The sequence below is a fragment of the Streptomyces sp. NPDC046727 genome (genome assembly GCF_040645635.1).
Classification (GTDB): Bacteria; Actinomycetota; Actinomycetes; order Streptomycetales; family Streptomycetaceae; genus Streptomyces.
The window spans coordinates 81,869-107,587 of sequence record NZ_JBEYYR010000003.1 but is presented as its reverse complement, the minus strand read 5'-3'; the positions used below and the strand labels follow the sequence as shown (position 1 = coordinate 107,587).

Annotated in this window: 23 protein-coding genes and 2 pseudogenes; 10 read left to right on the top strand and 15 right to left on the bottom strand. The window is 69.7% G+C overall.

Annotated elements, in window-relative coordinates; genetic code table 11:
• The first annotated feature begins 3 nt into the window (after window positions 1-3).
• Complete coding sequence (gene meaB / locus ABZ937_RS04580) at window positions 4-1,008, top strand: methylmalonyl Co-A mutase-associated GTPase MeaB (protein WP_361685606.1); 1,005 nt, start codon at window positions 4-6, stop codon at window positions 1,006-1,008.
• 506 nt (window positions 1,009-1,514) lie between these two features.
• Window positions 1,515-1,715: pseudogene (locus ABZ937_RS04575) on the top strand (GTP cyclohydrolase I); the annotation flags it as partial.
• On the opposite strand, the gene ABZ937_RS04570 reads toward ABZ937_RS04575, so the two are convergent.
• From ABZ937_RS04570 to ABZ937_RS04560, 3 genes are all read right to left on the bottom strand, one after another.
• Complete coding sequence (locus ABZ937_RS04570; RefSeq protein ID WP_361685604.1) at window positions 1,660-2,697, bottom strand: MerR family transcriptional regulator; 1,038 nt, start codon at window positions 2,695-2,697, stop codon at window positions 1,660-1,662. The pseudogene ABZ937_RS04575 and the gene ABZ937_RS04570 overlap by 56 nt on opposite strands.
• Window positions 2,691-3,338, bottom strand: a complete 648-nt coding sequence (locus ABZ937_RS04565) for a HEAT repeat domain-containing protein (RefSeq protein WP_361685602.1) — start codon at window positions 3,336-3,338, stop codon at window positions 2,691-2,693. The genes ABZ937_RS04570 and ABZ937_RS04565 overlap by 7 nt, the downstream gene beginning before the upstream one ends.
• An 892-nt stretch (window positions 3,339-4,230) precedes the next feature.
• Entirely contained in the window at window positions 4,231-5,178 is a 948-nt protein-coding gene (locus ABZ937_RS04560) for a hypothetical protein (RefSeq protein ID WP_361685600.1), read from the bottom strand.
• A gap of 218 nt (window positions 5,179-5,396) precedes the next feature.
• Between ABZ937_RS04560 and ABZ937_RS04555 the strand changes: the two are divergent.
• Window positions 5,397-5,708 (top strand): annotated as a pseudogene (locus tag ABZ937_RS04555) (insulinase family protein); the annotation flags it as partial.
• 729 nt (window positions 5,709-6,437) lie between these two features.
• On the opposite strand, the gene ABZ937_RS04550 reads toward ABZ937_RS04555, so the two are convergent.
• Together ABZ937_RS04550 and ABZ937_RS04545 are read right to left on the bottom strand one after the other, a co-directional pair.
• A complete protein-coding gene (locus ABZ937_RS04550) occupies window positions 6,438-7,316 on the bottom strand; it encodes a hypothetical protein (RefSeq protein WP_361685599.1) in 879 nt (292 codons plus the stop codon).
• Entirely contained in the window at window positions 7,313-7,645 is a 333-nt protein-coding gene (locus ABZ937_RS04545; protein WP_361685597.1) for a hypothetical protein, read from the bottom strand. The genes ABZ937_RS04550 and ABZ937_RS04545 overlap by 4 nt, the downstream gene beginning before the upstream one ends.
• A gap of 26 nt (window positions 7,646-7,671) precedes the next feature.
• Between ABZ937_RS04545 and ABZ937_RS04540 the strand changes: the two genes are divergently transcribed.
• Window positions 7,672-8,058: a hypothetical protein gene (locus ABZ937_RS04540; protein ID WP_361685595.1), complete on the top strand. Its 387-nt coding sequence runs from the start codon at window positions 7,672-7,674 to the stop codon at window positions 8,056-8,058.
• On the opposite strand, the gene ABZ937_RS04535 is transcribed toward ABZ937_RS04540, so the two are convergent.
• Window positions 7,994-10,096: an ATP-dependent DNA helicase gene (locus ABZ937_RS04535; protein WP_361685593.1), complete on the bottom strand. Its 2,103-nt coding sequence runs from the start codon at window positions 10,094-10,096 to the stop codon at window positions 7,994-7,996. The two genes, ABZ937_RS04540 and ABZ937_RS04535, sit on opposite strands and share 65 nt — an antisense overlap.
• A gap of 265 nt (window positions 10,097-10,361) precedes the next feature.
• Here ABZ937_RS04535 and ABZ937_RS04530 point away from each other — a divergent pair, with 265 nt between their 5' ends.
• Together ABZ937_RS04530 and ABZ937_RS04525 are read left to right on the top strand one after the other, a co-directional pair.
• Complete coding sequence (locus ABZ937_RS04530; RefSeq protein WP_361685591.1) at window positions 10,362-11,042, top strand: sigma-70 family RNA polymerase sigma factor; 681 nt, start codon at window positions 10,362-10,364, stop codon at window positions 11,040-11,042.
• Window positions 11,043-11,055: 13 nt separating this feature from the next.
• On the top strand, window positions 11,056-11,259 hold the full coding sequence (locus ABZ937_RS04525) for a zf-HC2 domain-containing protein (RefSeq protein ID WP_361685589.1): 204 nt from the start codon (window positions 11,056-11,058) through the stop codon (window positions 11,257-11,259).
• 480 nt (window positions 11,260-11,739) lie between these two features.
• Here the strand turns inward: ABZ937_RS04525 and ABZ937_RS04520 are convergent, their stop codons facing one another.
• The 7 genes from ABZ937_RS04520 to ABZ937_RS04490 form a co-directional block, all read right to left on the bottom strand.
• The gene (locus tag ABZ937_RS04520; RefSeq protein WP_361686110.1) at window positions 11,740-12,723 is read right to left on the bottom strand and encodes an IS481 family transposase; all 984 of its coding nucleotides are present in this window, start codon (window positions 12,721-12,723) and stop codon (window positions 11,740-11,742) included.
• Between the two features lie 189 nt (window positions 12,724-12,912).
• A complete protein-coding gene (locus tag ABZ937_RS04515; protein ID WP_361685587.1) occupies window positions 12,913-13,419 on the bottom strand; it encodes a DM13 domain-containing protein in 507 nt (168 codons plus the stop codon).
• Between the two features lie 262 nt (window positions 13,420-13,681).
• Entirely contained in the window at window positions 13,682-14,620 is a 939-nt protein-coding gene (locus ABZ937_RS04510) for a hypothetical protein (RefSeq protein ID WP_361685585.1), read from the bottom strand.
• A gap of 46 nt (window positions 14,621-14,666) precedes the next feature.
• Window positions 14,667-15,368, bottom strand: a complete 702-nt coding sequence (locus ABZ937_RS04505) for a flavodoxin family protein (RefSeq protein ID WP_361685583.1) — start codon at window positions 15,366-15,368, stop codon at window positions 14,667-14,669.
• Between the two features lie 441 nt (window positions 15,369-15,809).
• The gene (locus ABZ937_RS04500) at window positions 15,810-16,394 is read right to left on the bottom strand and encodes a helix-turn-helix domain-containing protein (RefSeq protein ID WP_361685581.1); all 585 of its coding nucleotides are present in this window, start codon (window positions 16,392-16,394) and stop codon (window positions 15,810-15,812) included.
• Window positions 16,395-16,512: 118 nt separating this feature from the next.
• Window positions 16,513-17,307 carry an alpha/beta fold hydrolase gene (locus ABZ937_RS04495; protein ID WP_361685580.1) on the bottom strand — a complete coding sequence of 265 codons (795 nt, stop codon included), beginning with the start codon at window positions 17,305-17,307 and terminating at the stop codon, window positions 16,513-16,515.
• A 131-nt stretch (window positions 17,308-17,438) separates the two neighbouring features.
• On the bottom strand, window positions 17,439-18,338 hold the full coding sequence (locus ABZ937_RS04490) for an SDR family NAD(P)-dependent oxidoreductase (RefSeq protein WP_361685578.1): 900 nt from the start codon (window positions 18,336-18,338) through the stop codon (window positions 17,439-17,441).
• Window positions 18,339-18,519: 181 nt separating this feature from the next.
• On the opposite strand from ABZ937_RS04490, the gene ABZ937_RS04485 reads away from it, so the two are divergent.
• Window positions 18,520-19,104, top strand: a complete 585-nt coding sequence (locus tag ABZ937_RS04485; RefSeq protein WP_361685576.1) for a methyltransferase domain-containing protein — start codon at window positions 18,520-18,522, stop codon at window positions 19,102-19,104.
• Window positions 19,105-19,672: 568 nt separating this feature from the next.
• A complete protein-coding gene (locus tag ABZ937_RS04480) occupies window positions 19,673-20,176 on the top strand; it encodes a hypothetical protein (protein ID WP_361685574.1) in 504 nt (167 codons plus the stop codon).
• 235 nt (window positions 20,177-20,411) lie between these two features.
• On the opposite strand, the gene ABZ937_RS04475 is transcribed toward ABZ937_RS04480, so the two are convergent.
• Window positions 20,412-21,740, bottom strand: a complete 1,329-nt coding sequence (locus ABZ937_RS04475) for a TRAM domain-containing protein (protein ID WP_361685572.1) — start codon at window positions 21,738-21,740, stop codon at window positions 20,412-20,414.
• Between the two features lie 117 nt (window positions 21,741-21,857).
• Window positions 21,858-23,906 carry an APC family permease gene (locus ABZ937_RS04470; RefSeq protein ID WP_361685570.1) on the bottom strand — a complete coding sequence of 683 codons (2,049 nt, stop codon included), beginning with the start codon at window positions 23,904-23,906 and terminating at the stop codon, window positions 21,858-21,860.
• A gap of 371 nt (window positions 23,907-24,277) precedes the next feature.
• Here ABZ937_RS04470 and ABZ937_RS04465 point away from each other — a divergent pair, with 371 nt between their 5' ends.
• Together ABZ937_RS04465 and ABZ937_RS04460 are read left to right on the top strand one after the other, a co-directional pair.
• Window positions 24,278-24,949 (top strand): TrkA family potassium uptake protein, encoded by a 672-nt coding sequence (locus ABZ937_RS04465; protein WP_361685568.1) that lies wholly within the window; start codon window positions 24,278-24,280, stop codon window positions 24,947-24,949.
• Entirely contained in the window at window positions 24,949-25,617 is a 669-nt protein-coding gene (locus ABZ937_RS04460; protein ID WP_030609167.1) for a TrkA family potassium uptake protein, read from the top strand. Before ABZ937_RS04465 ends, ABZ937_RS04460 begins: the two co-directional genes overlap by 1 nt.
• Window positions 25,618-25,719: the final 102 nt, after the last annotated feature.

Below are 25,719 nucleotides of genomic sequence, written 5' to 3'. Positions count from 1 at the left end.
CCGATGGCAGCGATCGATCTCGACACGTATGTGAAGGGTGTGCTCGACGGTAAGCGGGCCCTGGTGGCCCGCGCCATCACGCTCGTCGAGTCCACCCGGCCACAGCACCGGTCGCTGGCGCAGCAGTTGCTCACCGAGCTGCTGCCGCACAGCGGCCGGGCGCGGCGGATCGGCGTGAGCGGGGTGCCGGGTGTCGGCAAGTCCACGTTCATCGACGCGTTCGGCACGATGCTGACCTCGCTCGGCCACCGGGTGGCGGTCCTCGCGGTCGACCCGTCCTCGACCCGCACGGGCGGCTCCATCCTGGGCGACAAGACGAGGATGGAGCGGCTGGCGGTGGACCCGGCGGCCTTCGTGCGGCCGTCCCCCAGCGCGGGCACGCTGGGCGGTGTCGCGAAGGCCACCCGGGAGTCGATGGTGGTGATGGAGGCGGCCGGCTACGACGTGGTCCTCGTGGAGACCGTCGGCGTGGGCCAGTCGGAGACCACGGTCGCCGAGATGGTCGACTCCTTCCTGCTGCTGACGCTGGCCCGCACCGGCGACCAGCTGCAGGGCATCAAGAAGGGCGTCCTGGAGCTGGCCGACGTGATAGCCGTCAACAAGGCGGACGGCCCGCACGAGCGCGACGCCCGGGCCGCGGCCCGGGAACTGGCGGGCGCGCTGCGGCTGATGCACGGCAAGGACGCGTTCTGGACTCCGCCGGTGCTGCACTGCAGCGCCCGGGAGTCCGCCGGCCTGGACACGGTCTGGGAACGCCTGGAGCAGCACCGCACCCTGCTCGACTCCACCGGGAAGCTGGCCGCCAAGCGCCGGGACCAGCAGGTCGGCTGGACCTGGGCGATGGTCCGCGACGAGCTGCTCGGCCGGCTGCACGCCGATCCGACGGTCCGCGCGACCGCACCGGACCTCGAACGGCAGGTCAGGGAGGGCCGGTTGACGGCGACCCTGGCCGCGGAGCGGATCCTGGCGGCCTTCGAGGGACGTACGCCGCCCTCCGCCGGAGGCTGAGCCCCGGCCCGCCGCGTTCACCGGCGCGGCGGGTCGCGTACAGCGGTTCGACGGCGGCCGTTCCGCGAGTTCGCCGAGCAGGCGAGGGCGCGCGGCCATTCTTCGCCGGCCGGCCGGTCCCGCTCACCCCTGACCTGACGGTCGCGGTCCCCCGGCGAGGCTGGACCGCCTGTCCTCCCCTCGTGCCGCCCGTTCGCGCATCTCCCGCGCGTCGGGCCTGAGCCCGAACCGGTCCGCGAGGACCGCCGCCGGCTCGTCGTCGTCCAGATGCCCCGTCCTCGTCACGGAACCGTCCGGCGCGATCCGCGCGTACGCGCGGTTGAGCGACCGTCGCGGTTCACCGCCGCGCCGTCGCGTCAGCGGTCCCGCGCCTTCTCGTCGTCACGATCGGGGTCGCTGCTCCGGGGCCTTCGCGGTGGATCATCTACCTCGTGGCCGACCGGAGCGCCCTGGCCTGGACCGCCTGCTCGCCGTGGTCACCCTGGTCCTGGTCCTGGTCCCGGTCACTGCAGACCCGTCTGGAGCCCAAGGGCGTCGGCGTGGTGATCGAAGCGGAACACTGCTGCATGACCCTCCGCGGCGTCCGGGCAACCGGATCCAGCGCCATGACCTCCACCCTCCTCGGCCTGCTGCGCTCCGACGCCCGCTCCTTCAGGAATCCTCGTGGCCTGTCACAGTTCTTTCGGACCGCTCATCGAGAACTGTGACGAAGGCCGAGGCGACGAGGGCGACGGCGCGGTCGTCGTCGCGGGCCAGTTGGCGCAGGACCGCCGCCCCGGTGGTCCCCGACAGCTCGACCAGCGCCTGGGTCAGACGTATCCGTGTCGCGGAGTCCGCGGTGGGCGCGGCGAGTTCGCCGACCAGCGCGGTGGTGATCCGGTCCGCGCACTCGGGGTCCTGGGACAGCTCTCCCAGGACCTCCGCCGCGTCGACGTCGTTGAAGCCCTCGACCACCATGCCGACGAGCGTCGGCACGGCGGCGGTCACGCCACGCCTGCCCAACGCCAGAGCGGCGTGCCGGCGCACCGTCGTGTCCGGGTCTCCGAGCGCGTCCGCAAGCACTGCGGCCGCACCGGGTGCCTCGGCCATCTCGGCGATCGCCAGCACCGCGCGCCGCCGGATGTCGACGTCCTCCGAGTGCACGCCGGCGGCCAGGGCCGCCACGCCGTCGCCGCCCGAGCGGGCGAGCGCCCAGCGCAGGGCGCCCACGACGTGGGGGTCGGATTCGGCCAGGACCGCCCCGGCCAGCAGCTCGGCGGGAAGCACGCCCTCCGGCCGGGCCAGGACGGCCTGCTGCCTGCGCGCGGCGCTGGTCGAGTCGAGCCCCTGCATGAGCTCGACGATGCGCAGGACGTCCTGCCAGCCGGCGGGCGCCGACGCATCGACGGCGCGGAGCCGCTCCAGCAGCTCCCGCTCCCGCTCCAAGCGGTCCTCCGTCCACCGGATGAGGTCGCTGACCAGCGCGGCCGGCGTGAACGCCGGGTCCTCCAGCGCGCGCCCGATCTGCTTGAGCGAGAGCCCGAGGGAGCGCAGGCTCTCCACGTGGAAGATCCTGCGGACGTCCTCGGCGGAGTACTCGCGGTAGCCGCCGACGGTGCGCCCCGTCGGTCGCACCAGCCCGAGGGCGTCGTAGTGCCGGAGCATCCGGGGGCTCACCCCCGAGTGGCGGGCCACATCGCCGATCAGCATTCCACGGTCTCCGCAGCGGCTCGTTCCGGTCCGAGGGTCACGACTCGCTTGGCCTCCTCGATGGCCGCGTGGAAACCGGTCTCCGGGTTCCGCCGGAGCAGCTCGGTGGCACGAGCGTGCGCGGCGACCGCCGGGTCGGGGCTCGCCGCGGCCTTCTCCAGGGCGGGCTCGCTCACGTCGCCGAGATCCACGAGGGCCCGGCTCAGGCTCAGCTGCACATCGCGGTCGCCACGGCCGAGCTGCATGACCAGTTCATCGACCAGGCCCTCCTGCTCGTCCTCGGGCACGAGGAGAACCGCGACGCGCCACGCGGTCCGTGCGACCTCGTCGTCGGCATCGCGCAACAGATCGCGCGTGATCCAGGCCCACGCGCTCCTGTCGCCGATCTTGGCGAGCGTGTGCAACGCCTGGCTCCGGGCCCGAGCGCGCCCGGAGTCGAGTTCCTGGCGCATCCGGGGCAGGGTGATCTCCGGCGAGAGGCGGGTCAGCGCCCAGGACAGCATGTCCCGCACGAAGAAGTCCGGCTCGACCGCACACCGCTCGACGAGCGTCTCCAGGAAGCCGGGGTCGGGATTCGAGCCGACGGCCAGGGCCGCCTGAAGCCGCACCGACGACTCCTCGGCACTCAGGGCCTCGGCCACGCGGGTGTTCTGCGGGGTTCCGTCTGTCGGGTTGATCGAAACCACCTCCTGCGCCCAGGGGACACCTTGTCACGATGTCAAGGTCAACCCGGTGACCTGCGGGTGAGCGCCCGCTCCCTGCCCGCATCCGGGCAATCCGGAAGAACCCGCAGGTCAGAGCTACTTTGAGGCGGGCTCCAGAATCGCCACGCACTCCACAGGATGCGTCATAGGAAACCCCTGAACGCAAGCGTTAAAACAGCAGGTCAGAGGGGCTGTCGGATCCCGAATGAGGGCACGGACAACCTGGCGTGGCATGGCTACCCGCAGTACGGCAGTACCTCCCGTGGTACGGAGCCTCACGCGGTGGAGTCGTGTCGGTGTGCCCACTGTGGACCCGCCGCGCGTCAGTCGGCGGGGGGCTCTGTCCCCTGCATGTCGTGATCGATTCCAGCATGCAGGGTGCGGCCGCCCGACGGGATCACCTCGACGAGGCGTTCCTCCTCCGCTTGGGAAAGGTCCGTGAAGAGTCGAATGGACGTGTTCACGAGCTCCAGTAGGGGGACACTGCCGCGGGGTGGCTTTACCGAGGCGGTCCGGGAGGAGAAGTTGTACCTCACCGGTACGCCACTTGGCGGCAGGGCTGCTTCGAGTGTCCTGACCAGGGTTCCAGGTCCGAGAGATTCACTGAGGTGGCGGAGACGGTCCCCATGCAAGGCGCCCACCTCTCCTTCGCACGCCACCTTTCCGCCACCGTTGACCAGTGTGATGGCCTTGAGGGTCAGCCCTAGGAGCGGCAGACGATTGCCGACCTCGTCGAGGGCCGGCAGTTCGTACGCCGCTCGTGCCGCCGACGATGTCAGGTGGTCGACCTTCTGTGCGAGCGTGAGAACGAAGCCGGGCGCGTCGAAGCTCAGGACTCCCTCGCCCGTAGTCCAGTGCAGGGGGCTGCGCCACGGCGAGCGGCGATGGAGGAGGGGGCTACGCCGCATACCCGGGCGTTCCATGTGCTCAGCGCGGCGCGCATGAGGTGCTGGAGATTGTCGGTGGCGGTGATCCTGCCGTGCCGCAGCAGATCGGTCAGAGTGATCTCACGGGCGATACGGCTCCAGAAGTTGCCATCAGGGATCTCCTGGCCTTCGAGGAGGTAATCGAGCGACGACTCGTCCAGTTGCTGCGGATATTTGGGAGCGCGTTCGAGCGCGGCAACCGGTGCACCACTAGCGCGCCATAAGGTACCCAAGAAGGCCGTCAGGCGGCGCGCGATCGGTGGGGACAGCGTGTCCGAGGCAAAGGCAAGCGCGTCCTCAGTCCCCTCACGCTCACCGCGGCGGGCTGCCTGCGCACCGGTCGTCATGGCACGGGCCAGCCGGGATACGGAGCGCTCGTCAAGGAGGCCCTGGCCGCCTTCAATGACGGTGTTCGCGATCAGACGCCTCAACACGGCGTCGGCCGACTCGCCAGCGGTCGGCTCCGCGAAAGCCGCCAAGTCCAAGACCAGGGTGTGGTGGTCGATCGCGAACGAATCCAGGGTGCGGGCGTCGAAGGACGGGCGGAGAGCGCCGAGCGCCGGAACAATGGGCCGGTCCTGGCGAGCAAGGCGCCTGATGTCGAACCCGAGCTCGTCCGCGTCCGTCGTGCTGCGCAGGTAGACGTATCGGTTACTGAGGTCGTCGTCGTGCGGCCATCGCATGACCAGGTCCGGCATGTGGGTGTGGTTGTAATATCCGGTGCGCCTGGTCCGGATCTGCGGATTGATCTGCCGAAGGTGCTGTTCGAGGAGTCGTTTGATTTCGGCGAACGAGCGGTACGGGTCGTCCGCCTCGAGTGCCTCGGCGATCGACGATACGACGGCGTTCACCACTCCCCCTTTAGGGTCAGCTCGTGCGCCAGGATGGCCCGCCACTCGGTGAGGGGCAGCAAACCCTCCTGCTTCTCTGACAGGACGATGCGCCACACGCGCTCGGACACGTTCTGGACCGCGTTCGCGTCGATCCTCTTCCTGGCCTCGTCCTCGGAGACGTCACCGAAGATGCGTTGCCGGTGTTGGACGACAGCGGACTCGATCCTTTGCGGCTCGTGTAGTTGCGACCAACTGGTAGCGGCGTCGCGATGGCGGCGATCAGCGGCTCGGTAGACACGGCCTCCACATGCTCCGCCCTCGCCGACCTCCAGACGGTGCTCGGTACCTACTCGGCCCATGGCATCGTCGACGATGAGCGCGACGGGGCCATCGAAAGTCTCGTTGGCGTAGCCCCACTGCGCTTCGAGACGTCGTCAGCCGTAGCTGGCACCTTCGCTGACCAGGTTGACCAGCATTTGCCGGCCGACTATCAGGCGCGGTTCTATGCACGGCTCGCGGAGACCAGCACCGTCGAAGCCAGCGCCGCAGCAAATGTCTTCGTCCACCGAGACGTAGGCCGTCAATTCCTCGACGATGCCATGGAACTATGCAGGCTCGCGTCGACGTGCTGGTTAGACAACCGCCAGAGCACATCCAGGGCGCATGAGCCCCAGAAACGACGTTAACCCGTGAGAACTACCAAGGAGAGTATCCGCAGGTCAACGCACGCTTCACGGTGAAAACCCGGGTCAGTGCCCTGTAACTCCCACTCTTTGCACGAGTGGCATGACTTCAGCCACCGTCTGCCCGACGCAGGACATCAGCCGATCTGTGTGCTCATGCAACGGCACCGCTCCGACCAGGGCTCGCCTCCGGAGGCCAGCAGTCCAACAGCCCCGAGAAGCGCTCTCCCACCCCTCCGATTCGCTGGCGTGCCCATAGCGTGCCCATAAGACCGGTAAACCACGTTCCACCACGGACGTCGAGTCGCTGCGCTCCCGGGCGCCACACCAGAGCACGTATGCCCAGGTCAGGAGCTATCCAGCTCTGCAAGCGCCGTCGCTTCCAAGCTGAGAGCGCGAGTTCGATTCTCGTCACCCGCTCCAGAGAGAAACCCCAGGGCAGTGGCCTGGGGTTCACTTGTTATCTAGGCCAGTTTGGGGTGCGGCGCGTCGCGTCGCAGCGCCATCGACGCTCCTCGGAGCCAATGGCGCACGCAGCGCGTCTCAGACAGAGGCTGGCCAAGCCGGAGTACAGCAGGGCGCCGGTCCACCGCATCACCAGGGCAGGGGCTCAGGGCGGCGGTTCCACCACCACCCGTGTGCCGAGGCGGCGCCCTCCGCAGGAAGCAGCTCCTTGCGGAGCAAGCCGCCGGTGTCGTCGACTGTCAGCTCGACGAAGAGGGCGTCCAAGGACTCGAGGGCGTTCTGCATCAGTGCGGAGACCGCTGCGGGGAGTTGTTCGCTCACCCGCTCAAGTTCGTCCCTCACCTCAAGTCGTTCAAGGTACAGATCAGGTGGACACCAGCCGGACGGGGCCCATGCGGACTCCATGTGCCGGACGAGTTTCTCCCAGGCCCCCAGGGAACTCCTCGCTTCCCAGAACGCTGTTCCCGGCGTCTTGGTCTCCTCCGGAAACATGCGGTGCAGATGCGCGGCGAAAAGGTCCTCGACCGGGGTGGCGATCTTCAGTTCGCGGACCACTTCGGGGATGCGGGCGACGGTGGCACGCGGAAGTCGGCTGACGGGGGCCTCGACCCTGTCAATCACGTAGCGGGCTTCTTCGTCGTCCGAGTCATACAGGCGTGCCCTTGTGATCAGCCCGTCTTCCGTGGCCAGCCAGTACGCGCTCGGCGGCACTTCCTCGGCGGGAAAGAGGACGACGGTACCTGCCACCCCGGCGAAGGCTGATGCCAGCCGGCGCTCGCTGGGCTGTGGCTGCACGGACTCCTGGACGTAGATGTCCAGGGACGTGGACACGTCCCCCCGCACTGTTGCCTTTTCGCAGAACACCAAGGCGTCCCAGTTGCGCAGCTCCTGGTCGGTGTCCTCGTCGGCGACGTCCACCTCCTGCTCGCGCACATTCAGACACCGCGCGAGTGCCGCTGTGACGGTGTCGAGGCTCAGAGACTCCACGGTGAGGAGGTTGTACGTCATGACTGATAGGTCCCGTTGTAGATGTCCAAGGCTTTCTGCACGATCCCTGGATTGTTGGTGAAGCGCGGTGCGCGGGTCAGCTGCGGGGCTGCGCTGATGTCACCCTTGGCTTTGACGATCTCTTTGAGCGCGGCGTACTCGTTCCGGTCGAGCTTGACGATGCCCTTGCCGCTGTCGGGATACACCTTGCCCGAGGGTTCCACCTCATACAGGCGCCCGTTGACCTCGTAGCGGCTGAGCTCTTTGTCCCACCTACCCTGGCCCGCAGCGATGTCAGCGAGGTCCTGATTCACATGCTGCTCGTAGCCACGAAGGATCACACTGTTCACTGTCTTGATCGGGACGCTGCACGGGATTGCGGGAGCGGACGGTCGAGCTGCGCGGCAGCTCGCTCGGCGACGGCTTCGGCATCGGCTGGTTCCTGCGCGAGGTGGACGGTGTCCGCACGATCGGCCACGGCGGCTCGGGCAACGGCCAGTTCGCCGACCGGGTCATCGTGCCCGAGCGGGACTTCGCCGTGGTCGCCCTTGCCGCAGGCCCGGACGGCTACGTCCTGATCCAGGCCGTCGCCCGCTGGGCCCTCGAACACTGCCTGGGGCTCATCGAGCGCGACCCGGAGCCGATCGCCCACGACGAGCAGCGGGCACGGGAGGTGGCCGGCCGCTACGAAAGCGACGTCATGAGGTGTGCTGTGACTCCGTGTGTACGGCGATCGTGCACAGTCTCTTGGTTGCCCGCGTGAGGGCGACATACAGGTCGCGCTCGCCGCCGGGGCGGGCTGCGGCGATCTCCTGCGGGGCGACGACGACGATCGCGTCGAACTCCAGGCCGCGGGCTTCGGAAGCCGGCACGAGGCGGGCCCATCGCGCTACATGCGCGGACGCCAACTCCTCGGCCCGGTCGTCCGCGCAGATCACGGCGAGCAGGTCGTCCGGGTGCGATGCCGCCTGCGCCCGAAGCTCCCCGGCCACGGTGGTGGCGACGGAGTGCGGGCAGGCGGTGAGGTGGCGGGGAGGTTCGCCGTGGCGGATCGACCGGCTCGGCGTCCGACCGGGGGCGATCCGCGCCAGCAGGCCGTGGGTGGTCGCAAGGATTTCCTCGGTCGTGCGGTAGCTGACGGTCAACGTGTGCAGGGAGAACCGGTTGCCGAGATGCGGACCCAGCGCCTGGGACCAGTCGCTCGCCGCCGTCGCAGGGCCCGCCTGGGCGAAGTCACCCACCAGCGTCATCGACCTGGCCGGGCACCGGCGCATCACCATCCGCCACTGCATCGCGGTCAGTTCCTGGGCCTCATCGACCACGACGTGCCCGAACGACCGCTCCGGCAGCCCGTCCACCAGGGCCGTCGCCTCATCCAGCAGCGGTACGTCGGCATCCGTCCACGGGGCATCAGGCGAACGCACCAGCCGGGACCGTTCGTCGCCGGCGAGCGAGGGCAGGTGCCTCGCCAGCGTGCCAGCATCTGTCAGCAGGGCCCGTACGACCACTTCGGGCGTCAGCCGCGGCCAGAGGCATTCCACCGCACGGTCGACCTGGGCGTCGCGCGAGAGGTCCGCACGGACGGCGTCCGCGTCGAACACCTCGGCCGGATCCGCGGCCGGCGCGTCGTCGAAGCCGAGAGCCCGCAGATCGGCCTCGGCCGCGGCATCGAGATCCATGCCCGTGCTCTCGGCGATCTCGGCGTCGATATGTTCGAGGGCCTCGACGGTGCCGCGCTCCAGGGCATCCGTGACCGCGCCGATCAGGTGCTCCTTGAACACCTCCCGCGCACGGTTGTGCGCCAGACCGCTCGCCACCGCGGCCTCCTGCGCCGCCGCGACATCCACGCTCTCCAGCCGGACCGACTGCTGCCCCACCCGGACCACGAAGCCGCCGGCAGGCGCCTGCAGGCAGTGCACCAGGTCCGCGAGCGCCTCGGCCAGCGCGGAACTCCCCTTGAGGCGCGCGACATCGAACGACTCCACGGCTGCGGGCTCCACCCCGGCCAGCTCCGCACACGTCGCCAGGAGCACATCGTTCTCCCCCAGCGAGGGGAGCACCTGGGAAACGTAGTCAAGGAACCGGGCGTTCGGCCCGAGCACCAGCACACCGTGCGCGGCCGCTGCCGGGAACGCGTACAGCACGTACGCCGCCCGGTGCAGCGCAACCACGGTCTTGCCTGTGCCGGGGCCGCCCTGCACCACCGTCACCCCCCGGTGCGGGGACCGGACGATCGCGTCCTGCTCCGCCTGCAAGGTCGCCACCGCCGCACGCATCCGCCCCGTGCGCCGCGCCTCCAGCGCTTCCGTCAGCGGACCGTCGCCGATGATGTCGCCGACCGCGGCCGACGATCCGTCCAGCAGCTCGTCGCTCACCGCACGGACCGCACGGCCCTCGACCCGCAGATGACGCCGGCGCCGCAGCCCCATGGGGTGGACGGTGGTCGCCTCGTAGAAGGGCCGCGCCGCGTCCGCTCGCCAGTCGACGAGCAGGGGCAGGTCCCGGTCACCCACGTGCAGGCCGAGCCGTCCGATGTGCAGGACGGTTCCGTCCGTGCCATCGACCCGGCCGAACGCCAACCCCTCCTCGGCCCCCTCCAGCCGACGAACCTGACGTGCCAGACGCTCTGCGGCAACATCGCGCGCGTACACCTCGCCCGCGCTGTCGGCCGACGACCTCAGCACATCCGCCAGCTGGGCCCGTGCATCCGCCACTCGCTCATCGAGCAGCCGGTACATAGCGGCCACGTGGGCCTGCTCCACCTCGACCTGCCCTGCGGCGTCCTCATTGAACTGCGGCAACAGCGGCCCTCCTCTCGACTCGGCCCCCCACTATGCAGCCAAATTTCCATGAAAGTAAGGCTTGACTTACTTGTCCGAGTCAGCCGCCACGGCCGGTCCGCCGTCACGGCTCAGGTCTGGCCGGCCTTCTGGCACCATCGGACATGAGGAGCCGACCGGTCTCGATCCCGGCCTGAAGAGATCCGCCGCTGAAGCGGCACCGCCCCGGGGCGGCCGACTGCCCTAAGCTGACACCTCAGTTGACGGCCGGTAAGGAGACAGACGAATGGCGGGCGCGAGCGTACTGCCGCCGGACGAGGTCCTGGTCCAGCGGCTGCGTGACGGTGACGAGGCGACGTTCGCTCTGGTGCTGGACACTTGGTCAGGTGGCATGCTCCGGCTGGCCATGTCGTTCGTGTCGACCAAGGCATCCGCGGAGGAGGCCGTCCAGGACACCTGGCTGGCGGTCATCAGGGGTATCGACGGCTTCGAGGGCCGTTCATCGCTGAAGACATGGGTGTACCGGATCCTGGTCAACACGGCCAAGGCACGCGGTACGAAGGAGAGCAGGACCGTTCCCTTCGCCAGCCTGCTGCCGGAGGAGGAAGGGCCGACGGTGGACGCCGCACGGTTCCGTCCCGCCGGTGAGGAGTACGCCGGACACTGGGCCGTCGGGCAGAAACCGCGTCACTGGCACATTCCCGAGGACCATGTGCTGCGCGGCGAAGTCCGGGGGGTGATAGCGGAGGCGCTCGACGAACTCCCGCCCCGCCTCCGTACGGTGATCACCCTTCGCGATGTCGAAGGGTACGGCTCGGAGGAGGTGTGCTCCTTGCTGGAGATCTCGCCTGGCCACCAACGCGTCCTCCTCCATCGGGCCAGGGCCTTCTTGCGCCGTAAGCTGGAGAACTACTTGTCGAGTGCCCAGGACGTCGCGGTGGGAGGGGACGAGCGTGGACTGCGTTGACTTCGTAGAGCTGGTGACCGATTTCCTTGAGGGTGCCCTTCCCGAAGACGACGAGCGGCGCTTCATCGAGCACCTGGCGGAATGCTCCGGGTGCGAGCACTACCTCGACCAATTCCGTCGGACGATCGCCACGACGGGCGAACTGACCCCGGACAACATCTCGCCGGACGCCAGGCAACAGCTGCTCTCCGCTTTCCGGGACTGGCGGCTTCAGTGATCACACACACAGCGGGCTGATCGTCGGTGCGCCGGCCGGCGCCACGTACGCAGTGCTCTTCGGTGACCCCCGCGAGGGCAGCGGCCCCGCGCTGATCCGCGGCACGGCCTTCGGTATCGTCTGGTGGACGCTCGTGGCGGTGACGGTCACCCCGCTGCTGGACGGTCGCGGGCTTCGGTGGTCGCGCGTACCGCCGTTGCGGATCTGCCCGGCTACGTGTTGCTCGGGGCCGGTACGGCCCTGCTGATCTGCTGGCTCGGCGGACTGTCGCGGGCGGTCTTCTTCCGCCGTCGCACCTTCGACCCGGCCTTGGGGATCGGCTGGGGTGTGTCGTACGGCTTCCTCTGGTGGGTCCCGGGCAACCTGACGCTGCTGCCCGTGCTGCTCGGCGCCGCACCCGCACGAACAGACGCTGGGCGCGGCCCCCGCTCTGTGGAGCCTGATCACCTGCGTGGCCCTGCTCATCCCCGTCCTGGCGTCCTAGGTGTATTGACCCGCAGCGTTGTTGACGCGGCTGATGGGCGGGTGTCCGCCGAGTGCGGTGTGGCAGCGGTGGTGGTTGTAGGTGTGGAGGAAGTCTGCCAGGGCCTGGGGCCGCTCGGTGTTCGAGGTGTAGGGCCGCTGGTAGGCCCACTCGTCCAGCAGGGTGCGGTTGAAGCGTTCGACCTTGCCGTTGGTCTGCGGCCGGTAGGGCCGGATCTTCTTGTGACTGCTGCCGGCCGCGGCGAGTGTCTGGGTGAACAGTCTGGACTTGTAGCAGGAGCCGTTGTCGGTCAGAACCCATTCGACGGTGATGCCGTGGGCGGCGAAGAAGGCGTTCGCCCGCTGCCAGAAGCCGGCGGCGGTTTCCTTGCGTTCGTCAGTGAGGACCTCGCTGTACGTCAGGCGGGAGTGGTCGTCGACGGCGGAGTGGATGAACGAGTAGCCGATCACCGGCTTGCAGCTGCGACGTCGGTCGGTGGTGGCGAGTTTGTTGTCCATCGCCTGGCGGCGGTGCATGATCTTGTGGCCGCCGCCGTCGGGGATGTTGCCGAGCTTTTTGATGTCGACGTGGACGAGTTCGCCCGGGCGGGCGCGTTCGCAGCGGCGGACGATTGCTCCGGTGGGCCGGTCCAGCCAGGCAAGGCGGTTCAGTCCGTGGCGGGTCAGGATGCGGTGCACGGTCGAAGCGGGCAGGCCCACAACCGGTCCGATGCGGGCTGAGCCGAGCTTGCGGTCGGTGCGCAGGCGGCAGACTTGGGCCTCGACCGTGGGCGGAGTGCGGTGGGGTTTGGTGCGCGGCCTGCTGGAGCGGTCGTGCAGGCCGGCCTCACCCTCGGCCCGCCAGCGGCGGATCCACTTATGTGCGGTGGGCCGCGATATACCCATCTCGGCCGCGACATGCGCGACGGGACGGCCGGACAGGACGCGTTCGACCAGGATCCGTCTGCCGTGAACGGTCAGACGGGCATTACGGTGGGCCACGAAGACCTCCGTGCGGTGCAGCTCAGACACATCCACCACACCGGAGGTCTTCGTCATGGTCAAGACCCAACGCTGTTAACAACGCTCGTGATCAATACACCTAGGTCGCGGGGGCGGACAGAAGCCGCAAAGCCGTGGAGCGGGTGGCGTCGCCACCCGCTCCACGGCTTTGCCGCGCGACGTGGTTCGTCAGGTGCTCTGCTTCAGCTCGGCCGCGCCGAACGACACGCTGAAGCGTTCACACCAGATCGTCACCGTGGAGAACTTCTTCAGGTCGGTGCCCGCCGGGATCGCGTAGTTCTGGTTGCCCTCGTTGCCCTTGAGGCTGCCGAGGTCGACGTGCTTGCCGTCGTCGAGGTTGCCGCCACCGTCCCGCTTGACCGGCTGGTCACTGAGCCAGACGTGCAGGGCCGGGCCGTCGGAGGTACGCAGGTTCGTCAGGCGCAGGTTCGCTTTCCCGCCTGCAAGCGGCTGGATCTGCACCGATCCGCTGGTGTCGTGCTCGTGGGAGATGAAGCTTCCGGACGCCAACGGCGCGGCAGCAGCTCCCTGTTGTACGTCGGCCACGGGAGCCGCCTCATCCACGCGGTGCGTGGTGAACAGCCGCCAGGGCTGGAAGAGGTAGAGCCCGACGGCCGCCACGACAACGACGGCGGCGGCGGTGATCCAGACGACCGGGCGCTTGGTTCGGCTCATAGGGATTTCCGTTTCTGTTGAGTGTTCACGCCGGACCGATGGCGGGGTCACCGCCAGCTCCAGTCGACGGCTCCATAGGTTCCGGCGGTGGTGATGTCGATGCCCCGCCGGTCGTCGTAGCTGAACCCTGCGAACACGTAGCTGCGAGGGCCCTTCCAACTCCCCCGGACCGCGCGCCGGAGGCCGGGACGAGGGCGGCGGTCGCCGCCGTCACGGTGGAGGCCGCGATCCGGACACCGAAAACACGCGGGCCGACGACCGTTCAGCACTGCTCGGCGGGGCGCGGTCGCTCCTGTTCTGCAGTGGAGTGCCCGGCCCTCTCGCGGCGCAACGCGTCGGTCTCGTCGCGGACGGCGTCGAGCCGGACCTCCAGCAAGCCGACCCGCTCGCGGTAGCGCTCCAGCTCGGCCCGGACGAATTCGGCGTCCGCCACCTGGCGGGCCGTCTCCTCGCGGATCGCCGCGGTCTCCTCGGCGAACTTCTCCTGCGCGGCATCGAGCGCGCAGACGGCCATGTCCGCTGCCTCCTCGGCGAGCGCGGCGCGCTCTTCGGCGGCCAGGATGCGCTGCGCGGAGGCGCGGGTGACCGTCTCGATCCGGGCCTCGGCCGCCGCGGAGTCGGTGATGATCGCCAACTCCTCGATGTAGGCAGGTAGCTCGGAAGCGAGTCGCTCGATGAGCGCGACCAGGGCGTCGCGTGACCGGGCGTCGTGGCCGCCGTCGGCCATGGCCATCTCTGTCATGGCCGTCATCTCACTGGTCATGGCTGCCGCCGGCGCCTGCTCGGACGCATCGGCGACGTGGACGTGTCCGGGCTGGGGGGTCACCACCTCGGCGCCCGGGGTCTGCTCGGACGACTGGGGCACCGCTTCCGTGGCGGGCGTGTGTCCAGGCGCACCGTCCGCCGTACCGGCAGCGGGCGCGTGCCCGGACACGGTGTGCCAGGACTGCCCGGCGACCGGAGCCTCGGCCCCCTTCGCCGCCGCCTCGGCCGCCTTCTTGGCCTCGGCCGCCGCGCGCTTGTCCTCCTTGCGCTGCTGCCGCTTGGCGCGGAACTTCCTGAACGCGCCGAGCGCGTTGTGCTCGGGGTGCCCGCAGTAGCGGGGCACCGGCCCCTGCGCGTCGGGTGCCTGCGGCTCGGGCGCATGGGTGCAGCCCGGGTAGGCACAGGTGGGGGCGGTCTCGACGGACTCGACGGTCATGTTCGGCCTCTCGTTGATGTGTTGGCGGTGTCGGTGGTACTCGGGCTCAGCGGTATTCGGGATTCTCGAAGTCGAACCGGCGCCCGGCGTCCCACTGCGACCGCTGGTTCCCGTGCGCCGGTATGCCACCGGCGTCCTTGAGCAGCCGGGCCAGGTGCAACAGGTTCCACGTCATGAACGTGGTGTTCCTGTTGGTGAAGTCGTTGGTGGGACCGCCGGAACCCGGATCGAGACAGGACGGGCCCGGCCCGGCCTCCCCGATCCAGCCCGCGTCCGCCTGCGGCGGGATCGTGTATCCCAGGTGCTGCAGGCTGTACAGGACGTTCATGGCGCAGTGCTTGGCGCCGTCCTCGTTGCCGGTGATCAGGCAGCCGCCCACGCGCCCGTAGTAGGCGTACTGACCGGCGTCGTTGAGCAGGCCCGAGCAGGCGTAGAGGCGCTCGATGACCAGCTTGGCGACCGAGCTGTTGTCACCCAGCCAGATCGGCCCGCCGATGACGAGGATGTCGGCGGCCATCACCCGCTGGTAGATCGACGGCCACGCGTCGCGCTCCCAGCCGTGCTCGGTCATGTCCGGCCACACCCCGGTGGCGATCTCATGATCGATCGGCCGCAGGTGCTCGACCTGAACGCCCTGCTTCTCCATGATGCGCGCGCTGAGGTCGATCAGGCCCTGTGTATGACTGCGCTCCGGGCTCTTCTTCAGCGTGCAGTTGAGGAACAGCGCACGCAGGTCGTCATGGCTCATACCCCTCAGTGCGGCGCGCGCGTCGAACGTTACAAGTGACGCTCGAACCGTTCACGCCCGCCGGGACAAGGACGGCACGGCTGTCACCGCCGAGTTGGCCGGCCGGCCCGAAGTCACCGGACGACCGTCACCACCGGAGCGAGGGCCGGTGTTTCACCGAGCCGGTGGGCTTCTCTTGCACACCCTGGCCACGCGACTCGCACAGACAGCCGGCCGGCACCGCTTCGACCGGACAGCACACGGCGGCAAGCCGTTTCTCGCGGTGGTCATCAACCATCCGAGGGGATAGTCGGCCCGGGGCGGTGGGTGACGCTGACTCGCACGTAGCAGCGTCAGCCGCGCTGGGACGCCGGCGGTTGAGTCGGCACCCGGTCGCCGGGGAGATCGACGGGTACGGATCTGCCGGGGACGGTCGGCCCGCCCTGGGCGGTGGCGGGCCGCTCAGGTGTTCGGTGGCGTGGCGGTACGCATGCCCCCGAGCAGGGTGGCGAGGTAGCGGTGTGCGGTCTCGAGGCGGTCCGCAAGGGTGCCGCCGTGGACGGTGACGGCGTGGGCGATGCCGCACATGAGTGGGACGAGGTCGGTGGCGGCGAGGTCGGGGCGGACGGCCCCGGCGTCGCGGGCCCGCTCGAGGAGCGTGGTCCCGGTCGACTGGAGCGACTCCTTGAGTTCCGTGGTGCGCGGAAGGGCGTCCGTGGTCGTGGCGGCGACCGGGGGCAGGGCGGCATCGGTGATCTGTGCTTCGACGATGCGGGACAGGAAGTCCTCCAGGGCGCGCCCGTGGTCGGTGTCGGCCAGGGCGTGCCGGCCGCGTTCGGCGAGGGCTTCCAGGCCAGGGGTGGCAACGGTCTCCAGTAGCGCCTCGGGAGTGGCGAAGTGCCGGTAGACCGTGCCGACGCCGAGCCCCGCCCGGCGTGCGACGTCGTTGAGCTGCAGTGCGGTGCCCTGATCGACCAGGTCGCGGGCGACGGCGACGATCCGCTCCCAGTTGCGGGCGGCGTCCTTGCGCAGCGGTGTGGTCGTCATGGGGGAACAGTCCAGGTCGCTCATCTCGAGGCAGGCTTGCCGTCCGATCATATGCGGGCGTTTCCGGGTGACGCGCCCGCCGTGGGGGCGGGCCGGGCAGCCCGCCCCCACGGGGCTGTCAGCGCTGGTCGCGCTGCCTGCTGAGGAAGCCGGTGATGATCTCCAGCCAGTGGTTCGGCTGCTCCAGGAAGGGCAGGTGTCCCGTGGGAAGCTCGGCGGTCTGCGCTCCGGGGACGGCCGCGGCCAGGTCGTACTGGAGGGCGGCCGGTATCAGGGTGTCGGCGGTGGTGACGACGACCAGGGTCGGGGCGGTGATCGCGGCGAGGTCGTCGCGGACGTCGGTGCAGCGGACCAGGTCGACCTGGGCGCCGGTGCCGGGCGGGATGGCGGCAGCGGTCTGCTCGGCGGCCGCGCGCACCTGGGTGGGAGTGAGGGAGTTCAGCAGCGGCGCGCTCACGGTCAGCTGGGTCAGGTACTGGGCGAGCAGGAGGTGCTGTCCGGTGACGTAGAGCTGGTGCCAGATCGCGGCGGCCAGGTCGGTGCGGGTGTCCACGCGGGCGAAGGTCGCGCTCAGGACGAGCGCGGTGACCCGCTGCGGGTGGCGGACGGCCGCTCGGATCGCGACCGGGCCGCCGAGCGAGTATCCGCAGAGGGCGAACGTGTCGAGCCCTTCGGCGTCCGCCGCGGCGACGAGCTGGTCCGCCATGAGGTCCAGCTGCAGGGGTGTGGGCGTGGTGGGGGTGTGTCCTGAGCCGGGGTAGTCGACACCGACGACGGTGTGCTGCGCGGCGAGCCCTTTCATGATCGGTCCGAAGTTGGCGTCGATACCGCCGCCGGCGCCATGGGCGAGGAGGAGGCCGGGGCCGGAGCCGTGAACGGTGCGGGCATAGGCGGTCGGGACTGCGTTGGTCATGTCATGTCCTCGGTCGGGTGGGGATCGGGGCGGCGGTGGTGCGGCGTGTCTCGGGGGCGGGCGCGAGGCGTCGACGCGACCGCGTGACCGGTGGCCGGCCTGTCGGCGTTACGGGCGTTGAGGGCGAATGCTCACGCGTCTGCGTCGGTCGGCGTGGGTGCGTGGGCTTCGCTGAGCCGGCGCACAGCCTCGGCGAGGCGGCGGTCGGTCGCCGCGCGAAGCGGGGCGACCGGGCGGCTCTGGGGGCCGATGACCAGGCCGGTCCGGCCGGTCAACGCATCGTCGGTGGCGGCGACGATCGAGGGCCTGGCTGCCGCCGACGCCGGGCCGGACGTGGAGCGCTCGAACTTGCGGCGTACCAGCGGCCACAGCAGCCGCAGCGGCGGGGAGACGATCTTGGGGTCGGTCAGGGTGCCGTTGGTCATCTCGGTGGCGGCTCCTCCGGGGTCGGCGGCGAAGACCGATACGCCCGTGCCGGCCAGCCGGGCGGCCAGGTCCAGGGTGTAGGCGAGGTTGGCGAGCTTGGCGCGGCCGTACCAGTGGAAGCCGTAGTAGCCGCCGGGCGGCTCGACGGCGTCGAACACCCGCTTGCCGACGGCGACCGCGCCCGAGGTCACGTTCACGATCCGGCTGGGCGCCCCGGCTGTGAGGGTGGGCAGCAGCAGTTCGGTCAGCAGGTACGGCGAGAGGTGGTTGACGACGAAGGACGCCTCGACGCCGCCCAGCGTCCGGTGCTGCGGGAACATCGCTCCGACGTTGTTGACCAGCACCGTCAGCGGTTCCCCCGAGGCGGCGTGGTCGGCGGCGATCCGGTCGGCGAGCGCGCGCACCTGGTCGAGTGAGGAGAGGTCGGCGGACAGGAACTGGCCGGCGCCGTCCGGACCCGCCGCGTTGATCCGCTTGACCGCTCCGGCCCCCCGTTCCGCGTCGCGCCCCACCACGGTGACCGCGAACCCGGCAGCGGCCAGACCCAGCGCCGACTCCAGGCCGATGCCCCCTGTCCCCGCCGTGACCACAGCTGTCTTCGTCATGAGCCCCTCCACCCAGACAGGAAATCGGATAGTCCATCCGGTTGATCGAGACGGTAACACACATCCGGATCACCTATCCGGTTAGGCGTCACGGACCCGTCTACACGGCTTGGGCCACCGCACGGGACGTCGTACGCCCCAGCAGCCTGCAGACCACACCCGGTCAGACACCGCCGCTGCCGTGAAGGTCACCGAGGGCGGCACCGCCTGCTGCGGGCCACAGCGGTCGAGGAGGACGAGAACCTGGACCCTGACCGAGGAGATGCTTGCCCTGGCGTTCGACAACGCGGCGAGGGCGGGTGCGACGAACGTCGAGTCCCTCAAGGGCATCATCGAGGCGATCCCGCTACCCGCGAAAACCGTCGACGTGGTCATCTCGAACTGCGTGATCAACCTGTCCGTCGACAAGCCCGCAGTCTCCGCGAAGACCTTCCGCGTCCTGAGGCCCGGCGACCGTATCGGCGTCTGCGACGTCGTCGCCGAGGACACCATCACGCCCGAGCAGCGGACCGAGTGCGGGGGCTGTGTCGGCTGCATCGCCGGCGCCCTCTCCTTCGCCGAGTACCATGCTGGGCTGGAGGCCGCCGGCTTCACGGACATCGAGATCGCCCCGACGCACCCAGTTGCCGACGGCATGCACTCTGCCATCGTCCGCGCGGTCAAGCCCTCGACAGACGCGTGCTGCGGCGTCGCCGCCTGCCGCACTGAAGTCGAGCCGGAATTGCACGCGCCGTGCGGCGCTCGACATACGGACGCGTCCGCATGAGGGCAGTCTCGCCAGTCTCCAGTCGGAGCAGGCCGCGTTGCGGCAGTCTGCGCGACCCACCTCCGCCCCGAACTCTTCGGCCGCCGCTGAACCGTCCTCCATGTGCTCCTGCAACGGCACCCTTCCGGCCAGCTCTCACTTCCGGCGGTCGCCTGCTCTTCAGCCACCCGGACGACCTCTCCGCGTCTCCGAGCCGCCAGCGTGCCCCATAGCGTGCCCCTAAGAGCGGAAAGCAGCGGTCAACAGCGGCGCAAACCGACCCGCACGACCACCCAAGGAGATGACGTATGCCCAGGTCAGAGACCTAACACCCGTCCAAGCGCCGTCGCTTCCCAAGCTGAGAGCGCGAGTTCGATTCTCGTCACCCGTCACAGCGTGGAACTCGACGTCAGCAGCCTGGAGTTCGTTGCTCATCTAAACCTTTTCGGACCTCTATGCCCTTCGCGTGCCCTAATTCGCGCCAGGCCGCCGCGGCGTACGGCGGCCCGCTGGAAAAACTCCGGAAGGCCGCAGCGCCGCCCCGCGCCCTGCCGTAGCGTGGCCTCACGATCACCGCGGGATGGGGGCCATGGAACCGAGAAGCGCTGCCGCCGCTGGGAAGGACTTCCCGTACACGCTGGACACCACGTGCTACATCGAAGTCCACGAGGACGGCCGAGTCACCCAGGGCGCGGGACCCGACGCCCATCAACGCGCAGTCGCTGGAGCGTCCCGCCTCTTCGCGGTCTGGGCCGGACAGTGGCGAAGCGACCTCTTCGCCATCGATGACCTGGACGAGTTCGCGCGGGCACACGGCATCGTCCACGACGAGGAGCGAACCGGCCTTGCCGACCACGTCCACGACGTCCACTGGACCCTGGCGGACGGTGAGCAGAATCCCCGCAGCCAGTACGTGAGCATTGACCTACGCCTCGCCTGCGGATGTTCAGTCAAGGACCGTCGCACCTTCGCCGCGCAGATGAGAGAGCAACACGGTTGGGACCTGGCGGTCACTGGCGGCTGGGGTTACCACACGGACGCGAACGGCACCACGTACACGTTCCGTGCCCGCCGCAAGAGCCTCAGTTCCTGAGCGAGCACTCTCGAAACACCGAGAAGTGAGCTTGGGCCGGGGGCACACCCGAGAGCCGCGGGCTCTGGCAGAAGGAGCCCTCCGCCCTTCGGCATCCTGATGGACCGACGCACTACTCGTCACCTGACACCCCATCAGAACGAGCGTCAAATGAGCGTCACAAGCGTCATTTCAGCGTCAAGATATCGCCCGTAACGCCCACACTGCACATAATGCGCACGCACAAAACCGCAGGTCAGGAGTCCTTCGCGGCCGGTTCGAGGATGGCGACACACTCCACATGATGCGTCATGGGAAACAGATCGAACGCCCGGAGCATCCGCACCCGGTACCCCCCGTCCCGGAAGTACCCCAGGTCGCGGGCCAGCGCGGCGGGGTCGCAGGCGACGTAGGCGATGCGGCGGGCGCCCAGGGAGGTGAGGTGGGAGACGGTCTTGCGGCCGGCGCCCGCGCGGGGCGGGTCGAGGACGATCAGGTCGACCTCCGTGATGCCGGTGCGCGGCAGGACCGACTCGACCTTGCCCTGCTCGATGCGGACCCGGGGGAAGTCGGCCAGGTTGTGCCGCGCGTCCTCCACCGCCCGCTTGCCGGACTCGATGCCGAGGACCGCGCCCTTCTCTCCGAGGCGGTCGGCGAGGGCGCCGGCGAAGAGGCCGACACCGCAGTAGAGGTCCAGGGCCATCTCGCCCTTGCGGGGCAGCAGGCCCTGCATGACGGCCGTCACGAGGGTGTCGGCGGCCTTCGGGTGGACCTGCCAGAAGCCGCCGCTGCCCACCCGATGCGTACGGCCGTCCGCGCGCTCGCGGACGAAGGGACGGCCGTGGACGCGGTGCACGCCGCCGTCCTTCTCGTCGACGCGCATCACCGACACCGGCTTGTCCAGCTCGACCAGGGGGAGGCGGGCGCCGGGGCGCGGGGTGAGGATCACCTGGCGGTCCTGGGAGCCGGTCGCCGCGATGGCCTCGACCGATTCCATGCCGGTCCAGTCCCGCTTCTCGATGCCCAGCTCGCTGACGCCCGCCGCCGCGATCAGGCAGTGGTCGATGCGCTCGACCTCGTGCGAGCGGTGGCGGCGCAGGCCGGCGTGGCCCTCGGCGTCGACGGCGTACTGGACACGGGTGCGCCACTGCGGGACCTGGCCGGCGGGCAGCTTGTCACCCTCGGCCGGGACCACGGTGCCGTCCCAGCCCGCTTCCTCGGGGGTGAGGCCGGCGAGCCGCTGCAGCTGCTCGGCGATGACCTCGGCCTTCAGCCGGCGCTGGGCGCCCGGCTTGGCGTGCTGCCAGTCGCAGCCGCCGCAGCGGCCGGGCCCGGCGAAGGGGCAGGGCGCCTCGATGCGGTCCTTGGACGCCTCCAGGATCTCCACCGCGTCGGCGCGCAGGAAGCGGGCGCCCTCCTCGCCCTCCGTCACCCGGGCCACCACCCGCTCGCCGGGCAGGCCGTGCCGGACGAACAGCACCTGCCCCTCGGACGTACGGGCGATGCAGTGGCCGCCGTGGGCGACGGGGCCGATCTCGACCTCGTACTCCTCGCCCACCAGAGACTTGGTCGGTTCTGCCTGCATGGTGGGGTGACTCCAGATCGAAGAGAAGAGATGGGAGATCGAAGAGAAGAGACGGGCGTGGCCGGGCACCGGTGGGCCTGACAACAGCCCACCAGTCTACGGCCTTCCCGCCTCGGCTCACTCCTTGGCGGACGGCTCCTTGGGCCGCTCCACGGCCGGACCGCGCCGGACCGCGCCGGGCGCGTTCCATTCCTGCCGCTTGCGGGCGCGCAGCTTGGCCGCCTCGGAGGAGGCCAGCTGGTAGGGGACGGAGGTGACCATCACGCCGGGGGTGAACAGCAGACGGCCCTTGAGGCGCAGGGCGCTCTGGTTGTGCAGCAGGTGCTCGTACCAGTGACCGACCACGTACTCCGGGATGATCACGGAGACCGCGTCGCGCGGGGACTCCTTGCGGAGGCCCTTGACGTACTCGATGATCGGCCGCGTGATCTCGCGGTACGGGGAGTCGAGGACCTTCAGCGGTACGTCGATCCCGCGCCGCTCCCACTCGTCGCGCAGCGCCTTCGTCTCGATCGGGTCGACATTGACGGTCAGCGCCTCCAGGGTGTCCGAGCGCATCAGCTTGGCGTAGGCCATGGCGCGCAGCGTGGGGCGGTGGATCTTCGAGATCAGGACGACCGAGTGGACGCGGGAGGGGCGGACCATGTCGTCGCTGGGGCCCTCGGGCGCGGCGATCTCCTCGGCGACCCGGTCGTAGTGCTTCCGGATCGCGGTCATCGTCGCGTAGAAGATGCACATACCGAGCAGGGCCACCCAGGCGCCGTGCGTGAACTTGGTGACCAGGACGACGACGAGCACCAGGCCGGTGAAGAAGGCGCCGAACGCGTTGATCGCGCGGGAGCGGACCATGTGGCGGCGCTTGGCCGGGTCCTTCTCGACCGCCAGGTGGCGGTTCCAGTGCCGGACCATGCCGGTCTGGCTGAGCGTGAAGGACACGAACACGCCGACGATGTACAGCTGGATCAGGCGGGTCGAGTCCGCGCCGTAGATGACCACCAGCAGCGTCGCCGCGCCGGCGAGCAGCACGATGCCGTTGGAGAAGGCGAGCCGGTCGCCACGGGTGTGCAGCTGGCGCGGCAGGTAGCGGTCCTGGGCGAGGATCGAGCCGAGCAGCGGGAAGCCGTTGTACGCCGTGTTGGCGGCCAGGAACAGGACCAGGGCGGTGGCGGCGGCGAGGAGGACGAACAGGAAGCTGCCCTTGCCGAAGACCGCCTCGGCGACCTGCGAGATCACCGGGTTCTGGACGTAGCCGGAGCCGAGCGGGACGCCGTTGTGGAGCAGGTCGGTGGCCGGGTGCTCGGCCATGCGCACCTTGGTCACCATCGCGAGCGCGATGATGCCGCAGAACATGGTGACGGCCAGCAGGCCCATCATCGCGAGCGTGGTCGCCGCGTTCTTCGACTTGGGCTTGCGGAAGGCCGGGACGCCGTTGGAGATCGCCTCGACGCCGGTGAGGGCCGCACAGCCGGAGGAGAAGGCGCGCAGCAGCAGGAAGACGAGCGCGAAGCCCGCGAGGCCCTGGTGCTCGGCCTTGATGTGGTAGCCGGCCGTGGGGGCCCGCATGGTGTCGTCGAGGACCAGCCCGCGGAAGGCGCCCCACACGATCATGATGAAGACGCCGCCGACGAAGACGTAGGTCGGGATGGCGAAGAGCTTGCCCGACTCCTTGACGCCCCGCAGGTTCATCAGGGTCAGCAGCACGATCACGACGACCGCGCAGAGCACCTTGTGCTCGACCACGAAGGGGATCGCGGAGCCGAGGTTCTCGATGCCGGAGGAGATGGAGACGGCGACGGTCAGGACGTAGTCCACGAGCAGGGCGCTGGCCACGGTGAGGCCGGCCCTGGGGCCGAGGTTGGTGGTGGCGACCTCGTAGTCGCCGCCGCCGCTCGGGTACGCGTGCACGTTCTGCCGGTAGGAGGCGACCACGGTGAACATCAGCACGACGACCGCGACGGCGATCCAGGGGCTGAAGTGGTACGCCGACACACCCGCGATGGACAGGACCAGCAGGACCTCCCCCGGCGCGTAGGCGACGGAGGACAGCGGGTCGGAGGCGAAGACGGGGAGTGCGATGCGCTTCGGCAGGAGCGTTTCGCCCAGCCGGTCACTGCGCAGTGCGCGCCCGATCAGGATCCGTTTGGGCACGTCGGTCAGTTTGGACACGAGAGAGGATCGTAAGCCTTCGAACTGGCACCCGCCCACCCGGCGTGCTCTATCTGCCTCACGAGTGAAATCGGGGGCGCACGGAACTGCGGAATCCGTGGTTGGTGTGCCCTCCGTGCCTAGATGGCAAACCCCGCCTGTCATCGCACTTCGGAGGTCCCATGCCCGCGACCGCGGTGCTGATCGGGGCGTTGCTCGCCCTGACCGGCCTCGGAATCCTGACCCTGTGCAGCGTGCGCAGCATCACTCGCCGGCGGGTCCGGCCGTCCCGGGCACGGGGGTGCCCAGCGCGCGGCGCCCGTGTGTAGCTTTGGGCGTCGGTCTGAGACCCTGATGCTGAGCAGTAACTTTTGGACACCGGAAGGACGGTCGTGCACATCGTCATCATGGGCTGCGGAAGAGTGGGTTCCACTCTCGCCCAGACCCTGGAACAACAGGGGCACACGGTCGCCGTGATCGACCAGGACCCCACCGCCTTCCGCCGGCTGGGCCCGGGATTCGGGGGCCGCCGGGTCACCGGGGTCGGCTACGACCAGGACACCCTGCGCGAGGCGGGCATCGAGGAGGCCGGCGCCTTCGCCGCCGTCTCCAGCGGTGACAACTCCAACATCATCTCGGCGCGCGTGGCCCGCGAGATGTTCGGTGTGGAGAACGTCGCCGCCCGCATCTACGACCCCCGCCGCGCCGAGGTCTACCAGCGCCTGGGCATCCCCACCGTGGCCACGGTCCGCTGGACCGCCGACCAGATGCTGCGCCGCCTGCTGCCCTCCGGGGCCGAGCCGCTGTGGCGCGACCCCACCGGCGGGGTGCAGCTCGCCGAGGTGCACGCCTCCCCGAAGTGGGTCGGCCACAAGATCAGCAACCTCCAGGAGGAGACGGGCGTCCGGGTGGCGTTCCTGACCCGTCTGGGCGAGGCGATCCTGCCGACCTCGCAGACGGTGCTGCAGGAGGGCGACCTCGTGCACGTGATGATGCGGACGGACGACGTGGACAAGGTCGAGGCGGCGTTCGCCGGTGGCCCGGAAGAGGAGGGCGGTCACTGATGAGGGTCGCCATTGCCGGGGCCGGTGCAGTCGGCCGCTCGATCGCGGGCGAGCTGCTGGAGAACGGCCACGAGGTCCTGCTGATCGACAAGGCGCCGACCGCCATCTCGGTCGAGCGCGTCCCGCAGGCGGAGTGGCTGCTCGCCGACGCCTGTGAGATCACCTCCCTGGACGAGGCGGCGCTGCAGCGCTGCAACGTCGTGATCGCCGCGACCGGCGACGACAAGGTGAACCTGGTCGTCTCGCTGCTCGCCAAGACGGAGTACGGCGTTCCGCGCGTCGTGGCCCGGGTGAACAACCCCAAGAACGAGTGGCTGTTCAACGAGGCCTGGGGCGTCGACGTCGCTGTCTCCACCCCGCGCCTGATGTCCGCCCTGGTCGAGGAGGCGGTGAGCGTCGGCGACCTGGTCCGGCTGCTGCGCTTCAGCCACGGCGACGCCAACCTGGTCGAGCTGACCCTTCCCGAGGAGTCGGCGCTGGCCGGCACCCAGGTCGGGGACGTGGAGTGGCCGCAGGACACCTCCCTGGTCACGATCATCCGCGGCACCCGGGTGCTGACCCCCTCCAAGGAGGACTCCCTGGAGCCGGGCGACGAACTGCTCTTCGTGGCCGCACAGGCCCGCGAGGAACAGCTGGAGGAACTGCTGTCGGTGCGACGCGAGAGCTGAACCCATGCGGAAGGGGGGGCGGGGTGGGCAAGGCCGCCCCGCCCCCGCGGCGGCGAGGACCCCGCGCGCGGGGGGGGCCGGGGGGGGGCCCCCCGCGCCCGG

Coding starts and splice junctions, on each gene's coding strand:
- ABZ937_RS04530 (WP_361685591.1), top strand. CDS start 10,362: ATGGCGGGCGCGAGCGTACTGCCGCCGGACGAGGTCCTGGTCCAGCGG.
- ABZ937_RS04495 (WP_361685580.1), bottom strand. CDS start 17,307: ATGACCAACGCAGTCCCGACCGCCTATGCCCGCACCGTTCACGGCTCC.
- ABZ937_RS04515 (WP_361685587.1), bottom strand. CDS start 13,419: ATGAGCCGAACCAAGCGCCCGGTCGTCTGGATCACCGCCGCCGCCGTC.
- ABZ937_RS04510 (WP_361685585.1), bottom strand. CDS start 14,620: ATGACCGTCGAGTCCGTCGAGACCGCCCCCACCTGTGCCTACCCGGGC.
- meaB (WP_361685606.1), top strand. CDS start 4: ATGGCAGCGATCGATCTCGACACGTATGTGAAGGGTGTGCTCGACGGT.
- ABZ937_RS04460 (WP_030609167.1), top strand. CDS start 24,949: ATGAGGGTCGCCATTGCCGGGGCCGGTGCAGTCGGCCGCTCGATCGCG.
- ABZ937_RS04480 (WP_361685574.1), top strand. CDS start 19,673: ATGGAACCGAGAAGCGCTGCCGCCGCTGGGAAGGACTTCCCGTACACG.
- ABZ937_RS04570 (WP_361685604.1), bottom strand. CDS start 2,697: ATGCTGATCGGCGATGTGGCCCGCCACTCGGGGGTGAGCCCCCGGATG.
- ABZ937_RS04475 (WP_361685572.1), bottom strand. CDS start 21,740: ATGCAGGCAGAACCGACCAAGTCTCTGGTGGGCGAGGAGTACGAGGTC.
- ABZ937_RS04490 (WP_361685578.1), bottom strand. CDS start 18,338: ATGACGAAGACAGCTGTGGTCACGGCGGGGACAGGGGGCATCGGCCTG.
- ABZ937_RS04550 (WP_361685599.1), bottom strand. CDS start 7,316: ATGACGTACAACCTCCTCACCGTGGAGTCTCTGAGCCTCGACACCGTC.
- ABZ937_RS04500 (WP_361685581.1), bottom strand. CDS start 16,394: ATGACGACCACACCGCTGCGCAAGGACGCCGCCCGCAACTGGGAGCGG.
- ABZ937_RS04505 (WP_361685583.1), bottom strand. CDS start 15,368: ATGAGCCATGACGACCTGCGTGCGCTGTTCCTCAACTGCACGCTGAAG.